Source organism: Streptomyces sp. NPDC001093 (assembly GCF_040298985.1).
Lineage (GTDB): Bacteria > Actinomycetota > Actinomycetes > Streptomycetales > Streptomycetaceae > Streptomyces.
Window position 1 is genome coordinate 1 of sequence record NZ_JBEPBF010000208.1, and the last position, 11136, is coordinate 11136.

Annotated in this window: 12 protein-coding genes; 5 read left to right on the forward strand and 7 right to left on the reverse strand. The window is 71.7% G+C overall.

The window, feature by feature from the left end; all coding sequences use genetic code 11:
- Positions 1–96: 96 nt before the first annotated feature.
- The 3 genes from ABT288_RS47390 to ABT288_RS47400 form a co-directional block, all read right to left on the reverse strand.
- Positions 97–1542, reverse strand: a complete 1446-nt coding sequence (locus tag ABT288_RS47390) for a hypothetical protein (RefSeq protein ID WP_351622562.1) — start codon at positions 1540–1542, stop codon at positions 97–99.
- Positions 1543–1761: 219 nt separating this feature from the next.
- Positions 1762–2205 carry a MarR family winged helix-turn-helix transcriptional regulator gene (locus ABT288_RS47395; protein ID WP_351622564.1) on the reverse strand — a complete coding sequence of 148 codons (444 nt, stop codon included), beginning with the start codon at positions 2203–2205 and terminating at the stop codon, positions 1762–1764.
- Between the two features lie 40 nt (positions 2206–2245).
- Positions 2246–2605, reverse strand: a complete 360-nt coding sequence (locus ABT288_RS47400; RefSeq protein ID WP_351622567.1) for a DUF6204 family protein — start codon at positions 2603–2605, stop codon at positions 2246–2248.
- A gap of 116 nt (positions 2606–2721) precedes the next feature.
- Between ABT288_RS47400 and ABT288_RS47405 the strand changes: the two genes are divergently transcribed.
- Positions 2722–4053, forward strand: a complete 1332-nt coding sequence (locus ABT288_RS47405) for a cytochrome P450 (protein WP_351622570.1) — start codon at positions 2722–2724, stop codon at positions 4051–4053.
- 155 nt (positions 4054–4208) lie between these two features.
- A complete protein-coding gene (locus ABT288_RS47410; RefSeq protein ID WP_351622573.1) occupies positions 4209–4958 on the forward strand; it encodes a PP2C family protein-serine/threonine phosphatase in 750 nt (249 codons plus the stop codon).
- Between the two features lie 49 nt (positions 4959–5007).
- Here ABT288_RS47410 and ABT288_RS47415 read toward each other — a convergent pair whose 3' ends face one another.
- A complete protein-coding gene (locus ABT288_RS47415) occupies positions 5008–5682 on the reverse strand; it encodes a protein-L-isoaspartate O-methyltransferase family protein (protein ID WP_351622576.1) in 675 nt (224 codons plus the stop codon).
- Between the two features lie 34 nt (positions 5683–5716).
- Here ABT288_RS47415 and ABT288_RS47420 point away from each other — a divergent pair, with 34 nt between their 5' ends.
- Positions 5717–5995: a hypothetical protein gene (locus tag ABT288_RS47420; protein ID WP_351622579.1), complete on the forward strand. Its 279-nt coding sequence runs from the start codon at positions 5717–5719 to the stop codon at positions 5993–5995.
- A 5-nt stretch (positions 5996–6000) separates the two neighbouring features.
- Here the strand turns inward: ABT288_RS47420 and ABT288_RS47425 are convergent, their stop codons facing one another.
- The 3 genes from ABT288_RS47425 to ABT288_RS47435 all read right to left on the reverse strand — a co-directional run bounded on the left by ABT288_RS47425 (position 6001) and on the right by ABT288_RS47435 (position 8413).
- Positions 6001–6429: an SRPBCC family protein gene (locus tag ABT288_RS47425; RefSeq protein WP_351622582.1), complete on the reverse strand. Its 429-nt coding sequence runs from the start codon at positions 6427–6429 to the stop codon at positions 6001–6003.
- Between the two features lie 91 nt (positions 6430–6520).
- A complete protein-coding gene (locus ABT288_RS47430; protein WP_351622585.1) occupies positions 6521–7486 on the reverse strand; it encodes an NAD(P)H-quinone oxidoreductase in 966 nt (321 codons plus the stop codon).
- Between the two features lie 231 nt (positions 7487–7717).
- Positions 7718–8413 carry a type 1 glutamine amidotransferase domain-containing protein gene (locus tag ABT288_RS47435; protein WP_351622587.1) on the reverse strand — a complete coding sequence of 232 codons (696 nt, stop codon included), beginning with the start codon at positions 8411–8413 and terminating at the stop codon, positions 7718–7720.
- 194 nt (positions 8414–8607) lie between these two features.
- On the opposite strand from ABT288_RS47435, the gene ABT288_RS47440 reads away from it, so the two are divergent.
- Together ABT288_RS47440 and miaB are read left to right on the forward strand one after the other, a co-directional pair.
- Entirely contained in the window at positions 8608–9516 is a 909-nt protein-coding gene (locus ABT288_RS47440) for a LysR family transcriptional regulator (protein WP_351622590.1), read from the forward strand.
- A gap of 157 nt (positions 9517–9673) precedes the next feature.
- Positions 9674–11136 (forward strand): tRNA (N6-isopentenyl adenosine(37)-C2)-methylthiotransferase MiaB (gene miaB, locus ABT288_RS47445; protein WP_351622593.1); only part of this gene is annotated, 1463 nt, incomplete at its 3' end.

The following is an 11136-nucleotide window of genomic DNA, read 5'->3' on the forward strand; positions in this document are numbered from 1 at the left end:
CCTCCGTGCGGTGCAGTCCTAGACAGCTCCACCACACCGGAGGTCTTCGCCATGATCAAGCCCTGCGGCTGTCAACAACGCTCGTGATCAATACACCTAGAAGGTGCCGCCCGCCAGCTTCCACTCGCGGTTCAGGCTGCCCAGCGGAATGCTCCGCTGGATGACCGGTGTGCCGAAGACGGAGAGCTGGAGCCGCAGGGTCCCGGACAGGTCGACCCCGCCGTACACGCCCCAGGCGCCCGCGGCCTTCGCCGCGCCGCCGTCGGAGGAGGCCGTGACCGTGCCCGAGGCCTCGCCGCGCAGATACGGAGCCAGGTCGGCGGTGACACCGACGGCGCCGTAGAGGCCGACGGAGGCCTCGGCCCCGAGCGCCGTCTTCACGGTCCCGGCGGTGGTGACGGAGGCACGTATGGGCGTGCTCGTCATGTCCGAGGAGCTGACCGGCGTCCAGCCCCGGGCCGGGCCGAAGGTGCCGCCCGCCTTGAAGTCGCCCCTGAGGTTCTGCTGGACGTCGACGGTGACCCGCCCGTCGCCGCTGATCTGGACGTAGGCGGTCAGGTCGAGGTTGACGACCACGGGGACCGGGCCGACCTCGAGGACGGGGTCGGCGTGCAGCTTGGCGAACGGGATCCGCAGCGGGGTACCGGTGGCCGCGGCTGCCCGGCCCTCGACCGCCCAGCCGGAGGTCCAGTCGCCGGACACGCCGAGGTAGGCGGAGCCGGGCGGGGCATCGGTACCGGCGCCGCCGTAGGCGAAGTCGACCTGGGGGGCGACCTGGACGAAGCCGTTCACCGAGGCGGCGGCGGAGACCGGGGCGTTCGGGGCCGTCGGGATGCCGGCGCTCACGTCGAGCCGGAGACTGCCGAGCGGCAGCGTGGCACCCTTGGGGCCGGCGTGCACCTGACCGGTCTTCGCCCAGGACACCTTCACACCGGGCAGCAGTTTGTCGACGGTGAAGGACGACGGGTCGACCGGTACGGCGCCCTTCGCCGTCTCGTCGCCGAGCAGCGCGTTGAGGGCGGCCGGTTCCGTCTGCACCTCGGTGCCACCGCCGGTCTTGCCGATCACCTTGGTGACCTTGGCGAGCAGCCCGTCCGGCGCGCCGGGCGCGGGCGCGCTGGCGATGACATCGCCGACAGCGGCCTTGTACGGGGCTCCGGAGGGGGTGGGGGAGGCCGCCGGGGAGGCGGGCGATGAACTCCCGTGCCGGACGGGCTTGTCGGTGAGGACGGCGCGCCGGGTGTGGCTGTCGTACGAGCCGATGGCGAGCGCCGTCCTGCGGGCACGCTGCCCGGAGCCGGCCGGCCCCGCCGCGGCGGTCGCGGCGGTCGTGCCGGTCGCGGTGGTGGCGGGCGCGGCGGCGACGGCGAGTGAGCCGTCCGTGCCGTCGGCGGGCCGGTCGGCGGCGACCTGCCGGCCGTGCCCGGCGGTCGCCGACGGTCCGGCGTGCGAGCCGGGTGAGGAACAGGCCGCGGCGAGGAAGAGGGTGGTCACGGCGAAGGCGGGCAGCAGGGCACGTCTGTGCCGCATGCGTCTGCGCATGGTCGGTCCTGTGTGGAGTGGGGGGTGGCAGAGAGGTACCGGACGAGCGGGCTACTTGGCGGTAGAACCGGCCGGTAACTCATGAACGAGCCATGAGCATGCCATGGCTTTGCGTAGGGACCCCTCACAATCCGGCCACATCTCAAGGTGACCTGCACCACGGCGAGTTCGCGTCACGCCGGGACCGGAAACCGGCGATGCGGGGGGTGTCTCTCCGGCTCAGGGGACGGCCAGGCCGGTGCCGCCGAGGCGGGTCAGCAGGGACGACAGCCGTGTGATGTCCTCGGCGTTCAGCGTGGGTGCGGCGAAGGCCTCGGTGGCGGTCTCCTCGGCCGTCGCCAGCATCTCCTTCAGCCGCCGTCGGCCCGTCCCGGTCAGCGACGCGTAGGCCACGCGCGCGTCCCGGGCATCGGCCTCGCGGGTCACCAGCCCGATCCGCTCCAGTGGCGCGAGCCCGCGCGTGACCCCGGAGGCGGTCAGGCCCAGTGCTTCGGCGAGGTCGACCCGCCGCATGCGGTGGCCGGGAGCCTGGCTCAGTCGCAGCAGCAGGGTGAAGTCGGCGAGGCTCACGCCGTGCAGCGCGCTCAGCCGGGAGTCGAAGCGCCGCACGAGCGCTGCCTGGGCTCGCACCAGTCGCAGTGCCGCGTCCAGGGCGTCACTCATGGCCGCTCGCCTTCATTGCCCCCTCCTTGAGTACTCAAGTTCATGCGCCACTCGAACGCGCCGCCCGTCGCTGCCGCTTGCCCATCGGCGCCTGGGAGAGGTCCTCGGCGGTGGAGCGGAGGTTCTTGAAGCCGTAGCCGCGCTCGGCCAGCCAGGCCTTCGCCGCGTCCTCGGCCCGCTCGGTCGCCTCCAGGATGTCCTCTTCCTCGTCCCCGCCGTCGGAGAAACGGAAGACGAAGGCCGGCCGGGCGGCGATGTCGTAGGTGAGGTTGCCCTCGGGGGTGAACGCGGCGCGCAGTACGTCGTGTTCGGCGGCGTCGGCCAGCAGCTCGGCCCGCTGCGCGTCGGTGAGACCGTCGAAGGCGCCGCGTACGGTGATCCGGAAGGTGCGAGTGCTCATTCCGCGACCTTAGGCGTGACGGGCTCCCGGTCTCCACCGGGTTTTCCGAAGGCGCCAGGGCTCCTTCCCCTCTCTCGCGTGCGCTTCTGTCGTGCCGGGACGGGGTAGAAGAGATCATGGACATCGAAGCCGGTACCGGCTCCCTTGCGCGCGTCCCGGGAACGGGACGGCCGGTTCCCGAGGTCGAGCCCGCACTCGTCGAGGGCTGGCGTTCGGCGGGCGGCGAGCTGGTGGAGCTGCTGTCCCAGGTGCGCGAGCGCTGCGGTGGCGTCGCCGGCTTCCGGCTCGGGCCGGCCCGCACCGTTCTCGTCACCGACCCGCAGGCGGTCCAGCACGTACTCGCCCGGCACCCCGAGCGGTACGTCAAGCGCTCGCACCGCGCCCGGCTGCTGATCGGCGACGGTGTCCTCGCCGCCACCGGTGCGGCGTGGAAGCGGCAACGGCGCTTGCTGCAGTCCCAGTTCACCGGCACCGGGATGCGGCGCCATGAACAGCGGATCAGTGCGGCCGCCCGGACCACAGCCGGGCGCTGGGAAGGGTACGCCCGTACCGGCCAGACCCTGGACGTCGTACGCGAGATGCGCCGCTTCGCCCTGGACGCCATCTGGCGCTCTCTCACCGGGCACGCCCTCGACGACGGGACCGAGCGCGAGCTGGCGGCTGTGACCGCCGTGGCGGCCGCCCTTCCGACGCTGCCCGCGGATGTCACCGCCGCCCAGGACGCCGTCGCCGCCGATCTCGCCCGGATCGACGCCGTCGCGCGGCATGCCGTCGACACCGCTCGCGCCGGGGCTGCCGGCCCCGACGGGCCGGGCCTGCTGCACGTCCTGATCGACGCCGCCGACGAGCACCCCGAGTACACCGACCGGCTGATCCGCGACGAGCTGGTCACGCTGCTCTCGGCCGGGCACGAGACCACCGCCACCACCCTGACCTGGCTCTACCTGTTGCTCGACCAGTACCCCGCCGCCCGTGAACAAGCTCTGGCCGTCGGCGGCGAGGGCTCGGCGCAGCGCCGCCGGGCCGTCCAGGCCCTGGTCCACGAGACGCTTCGGCTGTATCCGGCCGCCTGGATCCTGCCCCGCCACGCTGCCGAGGACGACACCCTCGCCGGTCACACCGTAGCGGCCGGCACCGACATCCTGGTCTGCCCCTACCTCACGCACCGCGACCCCGAACTCTGGCCGGACCCCGAGCGGTTCGACCCCCGGCGCTTCACCGTCCCGGACGGACGGCCCACCCACCCGGGCGCCTACCTCCCCTTCGGGATCGGTCCCCGCGCCTGCCTCGGCGTCCAGTTCGCGCTCCGCGAATCGACCGCCCTCCTCGAACACCTGCTGCCGGTCCACACCCTCTCCTTCCACTCCAGGCCCACGAAGGCGGAGTACGGCCTCACCGTCCGTCCCGACGGACCCGTCACCGCGTCCTTGGCACCGCCGCTCACCTGACCCGAACCGGACGGCCGCCGTCCGGCCGCCGGGCGCGCAAGCGCTTCGACGCAGCTCGGCCCGTCCGCCGAGCGCCTACCCTGGAGCCGCGGGCAGCTGGCCGACGGGCAGCGAGCCGACCGGCCGTGGCCCGTCTGGGAAGGCGGTGGCGTTCCATGCGGTACGTGGCTGTGAGCGCGCTGAGTCATCCAGGGCTGCTCCGCGAGCGCAACGAGGACAGCCTCGCGGTCGGGCCGTGGACCCTGTGCGCCACGGTGACGGAGAGTCCGCAGACCCTGGTCTTCCCGATCGGCACGCCCCTTGTCGTCGCCGTCGCCGACGGGCTCGGCGGGCATCCCGGCGGCGACCTGGCCAGCTCCCTGGTCGCCCGCCGGATCGCGTCCCTCGGCCCCACCCTGGGCAGCGAGGACACCCTCCGCAACGCCCTGAACGCCTGCAACCGCGCCGTGTACGCGGCCGCCGGGGGCGAGGAGGAGACCGAGCTCGCCGCCATGGGCACCACGGTCGCCGGCATCGTCGTGCAGCCCAGCTCGCTGCTGGTGTTCAACGTGGGCGACAGCCGGGTCTACGCGGCTGCCCGCGACGGGCTGCGCCAGGTGAGCGTCGACGACAGCCCCCCGCTCGAGCCCGGGCAGCACACCACGTCCATCGTCACCCAGTGCCTGGGCGGCAGCCCTTCGTACCGCGTCGTCCACCCCCATGTGACGGCCGAGCCCCTGTCTCCCGGCGCCCGCTACCTCATCTGCACCGACGGTCTGACCGATCCGCTGCCGGCGGACGTGCTCGACGAGGTGATGCGGGAGCACGACGACGGCCGTGCTGCCTTCGAGCTGTGGAAGGCGGCCATCGCGGCGGGCGGCCCCGACAACATCACGCTGGCGGTCGTACGCGTCGCCGACGAATAGTCGAGGCCGAGGAACACCACAAGGAACACCTCACGGCCCAAGGAGCAGCTCAGCGCCACCCCGACTCGTCCGGCGGGAAGCCGTACCGCCCCTGCAACCGGACGAAGCAGGCCGAGGTCAGAACCCGCAACCGCACCAGTCCCGATGCGGTGCGCTCGAAGCACACCACCTGCTCGTGCCCGCCCGGCCCGATCGGCTGCACCAGGCGGCCACCCGGGCGCACCTGTGCGGCCAGCGGCCCGGGCACCTCGGGGAACGCGGCCGACACGAGGACGGCGTCGTACGGAGCCCGGTCCGGTACACCGCCGCTGCCGTCACCGACGCGCAGCTCCACGTTCCGCACGCCCTGGCGTGCGAGATTCACGCGTGCCTGGCGGGCCAGGTCCGGCCGCATCTCGATGCTGACCAGGTCCGCGGCCAGCCGGGCGAGCAGAGCGGTCTGGAAGCCCAGACCCGTACCGACCTCCAGGACGTGCTCGCACCCGTCCAGACCGAGGCCCTCGATCATCATCGCGGACAGCGAGGGCTGCGTGGTGACCTGGCCCTGCCCGATGGCAACGGGTACGTCCCGGTAGGCGGCGGCCAGCTGATCGGCCGGGACGAATCCCGCCCGGGGTGTCGTCCGCACGGCCGCGAGCAGCCGCTCGTCGCCGACCCCGGCGGCCGTGAGGGCCCGCACGAGGTCGTCGGGTTCTCCGGGTACGGCGTTCACGGCCTGGTTCACCCCATCACCCGGTGGCGACGCCTACGGTGGAGACATGAGCGAGATCGTCGTCTACGAACTCGACAGGCCGGGCGCGACCGGCTCCTCCACAGGACCGGCGAGTGGCGCGCAACGGCGCGTCCGCAAGGTGCACGCGGCACCGATGGCGCCGGGGTCGCACACGGCCACGGGACCGCGGACCCTCTGTGGCAAGGACACCTTCGCCATGGAGCCGGCCGGCTGGAAGCCCTCCGATCACCCGGGAGCGCCCTGGTACCCCCCGGAACACGCCTCCGTGGTCTGCCAGGACTGCGATGCCGTGATGGAGACCTGACCGGCCTATCGGCTGCCCTCGACGTACTCCTTGAAGTGCTCCAGGTCGCTGCGGACCAGCCGTTCGATCGCGTTGGTCTGGGCGAAGCCCTTGGGCCCGCCGAAGGTGTCGTGGACCGTGGCCGGGTCGTACTCCAGTCGTGCCTGGATCCGGGTGTGGTTCTGGTCGATCGGCTGGACCGAGAAGGAGCCCGTCAGCTCGGGAGCGCTCGTGGTGAGCCACTCCATCACACGCTCACCGCGGTCCATCACCTCGGCCTCGACCTCGCGGGCCGGCCCAGCCGTCTCGACCTCCAGATGTGCTCGCCCCCCGGCCTCCGTACGCGCGCCCCGCACTCCTTGCACGAAACGCGGATAGTTCTCCACCCGGTGCAGGGTCTCCCAGGCCCTGTCGACCGGAACGTCGACGTCGACATGCAGCTCGAGGGTGCTCATGGCTGACCTCCCTGTGCGGCTCATGACGCATGGCCTTCTGCTTACAGTGTGCGCCCGGCAGCACGGGGGGCCATTGCGGTGACTCCTCGAGTCACGCCGCGTCGGGGTTGAGCAGGACGATTTTGCCGATGTGGCGGGCGTCCAGGAGGCGATGCGCCTCTGCGGCCTGGTCCATGGGCAGGGTCCGGTCGATGACGACCTGCACGGTTCCGTTCTCGATCAACGGCCATACGTGTTCCTGGACTTCGGCCACGATGGCTGCCTTCTGTCCGGCCCGTCGGGAGCGCAGGGTGGTGCCGTGCACGGATGCGCGCCTGGCGAGGAGTTCGACGAGGTTGAGTTCGGCCGTCAGACCGTTCTGCAGCCCGATGATGACCAGGCGCCCGTCGAGGGCCAGGGACGTGACGTTGCGCGGGAGGTAATCGCCGCCGATGACGTCGAGGATCACGTCGTAGGGGCCGTACTCGGCGAAGTCCTCGGTGCGGTAGTCGATCGCGAGGTCGGCGCCGAGTTCCCGGACCCGGGCGGCCTGCTCGGGGCCGCCGACGGTGGTGACGACGCGGGCGCCGTGGGCCTTGGCGATCTGAATGGCCGCTGTGCCGATGCCGCCGGCTCCGCCGTGCATGAGGAAGGTCTCGCCTGCCTTCAGGCCACCCGTCATGAAGACGTTGGACCACACCGTGGCGGTGGCTTCCGGCAACGCCGCCGCCTGGACCAGGCTGACGCCCTGGGGCACCGTGAGCAGCTGCCCTTCAGGAACAGCGACCTTCTGCGCGTATCCGCCTCCGGTCAGCAGCGCACACACCTCGTCGCCGGGCTGCCAACGCGTCACACCCTCGCCGACGGCACTGATCCGTCCGGAGACCTCCAGCCCCGGATAGGGCGAGGCTCCCTCCGGAACCGGGTACAGCCCCAGCCGCTGTGCCAGATCGGCCCGGTTGACGGCGCCGGCGACGACGTCGATGACCACTTCTCCTGCTGCGGGGACGGGATCTTGTGCATCGATCCACTGCAGGACGTCCGGCCCCCCGGGTTCCGTGATCGATATTGCTTTCATGACGTTCCTCCGTGCGCAGAGCTGTCGGAAGGGCGGCGCAGGGTCTCGATGATCTCGGCCGTCACCGCCTTGGTGGAGTTTGGTGGAGTTCGGTGGAGCAGGGGTTCTGCAGGGAGCCGTCGGACAGCGTGATGACGAGCGTCCGCAGGCGCCGTGGCAGACCGAGGAGACCAGGCCGCCGTTCTCGTCGATCTGGCGCGCGGCCTGCCTCCGTGATCGGCGATGCGTGGGTCAGGCCAGCTTCCTCAGCAGTTCCGCGGCCAGGGGTGCGGAGGAGGAGGGGTTCTGGCCGGTCAAGAGGTTGCGGTCCGCGACGACGTTCGGAACCCAGGGCTCGCCCACCTGGACCTGCACACCCACCTCGGTCAGACGATCCTGCAGCAGCCACTTCGCCTGGTCCGCAAGACCCGACTGGGCCTCCTCCGCATTGGTGAACGCGGCCACCTTGTACCCGGCGAAGGAGTTGGTGCCGTCCTGCTCGACCGCGGCGAGCAGGGCAGCCGGGGCGTGACAGACCACGCCGAGGGGCTTGCCGGACTTCAGCGCCGAGGTGAGCAGCCGGCCGGAGTCGGCGTTGACCGCCAGGTCCTCCATCGGGCCGTGGCCACCGGGGTAGAAGACGGCGGCGTAGTCGTCGAGGTCGACGTCCTCCAGCCTGAGGGGATGCTGGATCTCGCTGATCGAGGCGAGGGCGGCCGCCGTCTTCCTCGCCCCCTCCTCGCCGCCGTTGAACTGCGGCGCCAGGCTGCCCTGGTCCAGGGGCGGCACGACGCCGCCCGGTGTGGCGACGACGATCTCGTGGCCGGCGGCCGTGAACGCCTGGTACGGGGCGACGGCCTCCTCGGCCCAGAAGCCGGTCGGGTGCTTGGTGCCGTCCGCCAGCGTCCAGTGGTCGGCGCCGGTCATCACAAAAAGGATCTTCGACATGGTGCGGTCTCCGAGAGTCCGGGGGTTCACGCTCTGCCGCTCGTGCTCGGAACGCCAGTGCTTCAGCTCTCGAAATTAAAGGTACTGAAGTATCTGTGCCAATGAAGAGACCGATACCAGGTATCGACGAACCGATGCCCCTCCCGGGCACGGACGGCACGTGGCTGCCCTTCGCACCTCGTACGCTCGACACCGTGAGCGCTCACGACCCGCAGGGATCCGGTCCGCTGGACCTGAACCTGCTGCGCACCTTCCTGGCGGTGCACCGCCTGGGCTCCTTCACCGCCGCCGCACGTCAGCTGAGCGTGTCGCAGTCCACCGTCACCACGCAGATCCGGGCACTGGAGCACCGCCTGGGCCACGAGCTGTTCGAACGCCGGGCGCAGGGCGTCTCCCCACTGCCTCATGCGGACGAACTCGCCACCCGCCTGTCGGCCCCCCTCGACCAGTTGGCCGTCATCACCGGGGAGGAACCGGGCAGCACGGTGGCGCCGGTGCATCTGGCGGGGCCCGCGGAGTTCATGAGCGCCGCCGGCCTCAAGGTGCTGGCTCCGCTGATCGCCCAGGGCGTCCGGCTGCGGGTGGCCATCGGACTGACCGAACCGCTGCTCGAAGAACTGCGGGCCGGACGCCACGACCTCCTCGTCGCCACCCGCCGCCCCCGCGGCCGGACGCTCCGCGCCGAAGTCCTCGCCGACGAGGAATTCGTCCTGGTCGCGGGCCCTGCATGGGCCGAACGACTCAAGGGCCGGGACCTGCCCAGCGCCCTGGAGAGCCTTCCGCTGATCAGCTATGCCGAGGACCTGCCCATCGCCCGCCGCTACTGGCGTCATGTCTTCGACCGCCGCCTGCACGTCGAGGCCGCGATCACCATCCCCGACCTGCGCGGTGTCCTCACCGCCCTCACCGCCGGCGCCGGCTGGAGCGTCCTGCCCAGCTACCTGTGCCGCACCGAACTCGCCTCCGGCGCCCTCCGGCTGCTCCACCAGCCGGAGGATCCCCCGATCAACGCCGCCTACCTCGTCCAACGCCCGGGCAGCTCCACCAACCCCCACGTCACGCTCGTCCGCGAGTGCCTCCTGGCCGCCGCGAAGACCTGGTGATCCACCGGCGTCGGCGAGGGGCGCGTTCGCGACGCCGGCGCCACAGCCGCCGCCTGGCCCTCCGGCCTCTGTACCGGCCTCCGGGCCGGCCGTAGGTGCCCGGGGGCGGGGCCGAACCCCGGAACCGGCATGTCCGGGCACCGCCTACCCTTGACCCATGACCAGCAGCAGCGACCGGAGCCCCGCAGTGGACGTTCAGGCACCCAAGACCTATGAAGTGCGCACCTACGGGTGCCAGATGAACGTCCACGATTCCGAGCGGTTGGCCGGCCTGCTCGAAGACGCCGGGTACGTGCGGGCCCCCGAGGGGTCGGACGGGGACGCGGACGTGGTCGTGTTCAACACCTGCGCGGTACGGGAGAACGCCGACAACCGGCTGTACGGCAACCTCGGCCGGCTCGCGCCGAAGAAGGCCTCGCGGCCCGGCATGCAGATCGCGGTCGGCGGCTGCCTCGCGCAGAAGGACCGCGACACCATCGTGAAGAAGGCGCCCTGGGTGGACGTCGTCTTCGGCACGCACAACATCGGCAAGCTGCCGGTCCTGCTGGAGCGCGCCCGCGTGCAGGAGGAGGCGCAGGTCGAGATCGCCGAGTCTCTGGAGGCCTTCCCGTCCACCCTGCCGACCCGGCGCGAGAGCGCCTACGCGGCCTGGGTGTCGATCTCCGTCGGGTGCAACAACACCTGTACCTTCTGCATCGTCCCGGCGCTGCGCGGCAAGGAGAAGGACCGCCGGCCCGGCGACATCCTCGCCGAGGTGGAGGCGCTGGTCGCCGAGGGCGTCTCCGAGATCACGCTGCTCGGCCAGAACGTCAACGCCTACGGCTCCGACATCGGCGACCGCGAGGCCTTCAGCAAGCTGCTGCGCGCCTGCGGGAACATCGAGGGCCTGGAGCGGGTCCGCTTCACCTCCCCGCACCCCCGTGACTTCACCGACGACGTCATCGCCGCCATGGCCGAGACCCCGAACGTGATGCCGCAGCTGCACATGCCGCTGCAGTCCGGCTCGGACACCGTGCTGAAGGCGATGCGCCGCTCCTACCGGCAGGAGCGCTACCTCGGGATCATCGAGAAGGTGCGGGCCGCCATCCCGCACGCCGCGATCACCACCGACATCATCGTGGGCTTCCCCGGCGAGACCGAGGAGGACTTCGAGCAGACCCTGCACGTGGTCCGTGAGGCGCGGTTCGCGCAGGCCTTCACCTTCCAGTACTCCAAGCGGCCCGGCACCCCGGCCGCGACCATGGACGACCAGATCCCCAAGGAGGTCGTCCAGGCCCGCTACGAGCGGCTGGTCGCCCTTCAGGAGGAGATCTCCTGGGAGGAGAACAAGAAGCAGGTCGGCCGCACGCTCGAGCTGATGGTCGCCGAGGGCGAGGGGCGCAAGGACGGCGCCACGCACCGCCTCTCCGGCCGCGCCCCCGACAACCGGCTGGTCCACTTCACCAAGCCGGAGCAGGAGGTCCGGCCCGGTGACGTCGTCACCGTCGAGGTGACCTACGCCGCCCCGCACCACCTCCTGGCCGAGGGCCCCGTGCTCTCCGTGCGCCGCACGCGCGCGGGCGACGCCTGGGAGAAGCGCAACGCCGCCGAGCCCGCGGGGCCGGCCGGCGTCATGCTCGG

Bases quoted from the DNA above. Each gene is read 5' to 3' on its own strand.
- ABT288_RS47390 (WP_351622562.1), bottom strand. From the start codon at position 1,542: ATGCGCAGACGCATGCGGCACAGACGTGCCCTGCTGCCCGCCTTCGCC.
- ABT288_RS47395 (WP_351622564.1), bottom strand. From the start codon at position 2,205: ATGAGTGACGCCCTGGACGCGGCACTGCGACTGGTGCGAGCCCAGGCA.
- ABT288_RS47400 (WP_351622567.1), bottom strand. From the start codon at position 2,605: ATGAGCACTCGCACCTTCCGGATCACCGTACGCGGCGCCTTCGACGGT.
- ABT288_RS47405 (WP_351622570.1), top strand. From the start codon at position 2,722: ATGGACATCGAAGCCGGTACCGGCTCCCTTGCGCGCGTCCCGGGAACG.
- ABT288_RS47410 (WP_351622573.1), top strand. From the start codon at position 4,209: ATGCGGTACGTGGCTGTGAGCGCGCTGAGTCATCCAGGGCTGCTCCGC.
- ABT288_RS47420 (WP_351622579.1), top strand. From the start codon at position 5,717: ATGAGCGAGATCGTCGTCTACGAACTCGACAGGCCGGGCGCGACCGGC.
- ABT288_RS47425 (WP_351622582.1), bottom strand. From the start codon at position 6,429: ATGAGCACCCTCGAGCTGCATGTCGACGTCGACGTTCCGGTCGACAGG.
- ABT288_RS47430 (WP_351622585.1), bottom strand. From the start codon at position 7,486: ATGAAAGCAATATCGATCACGGAACCCGGGGGGCCGGACGTCCTGCAG.
- ABT288_RS47435 (WP_351622587.1), bottom strand. From the start codon at position 8,413: ATGTCGAAGATCCTTTTTGTGATGACCGGCGCCGACCACTGGACGCTG.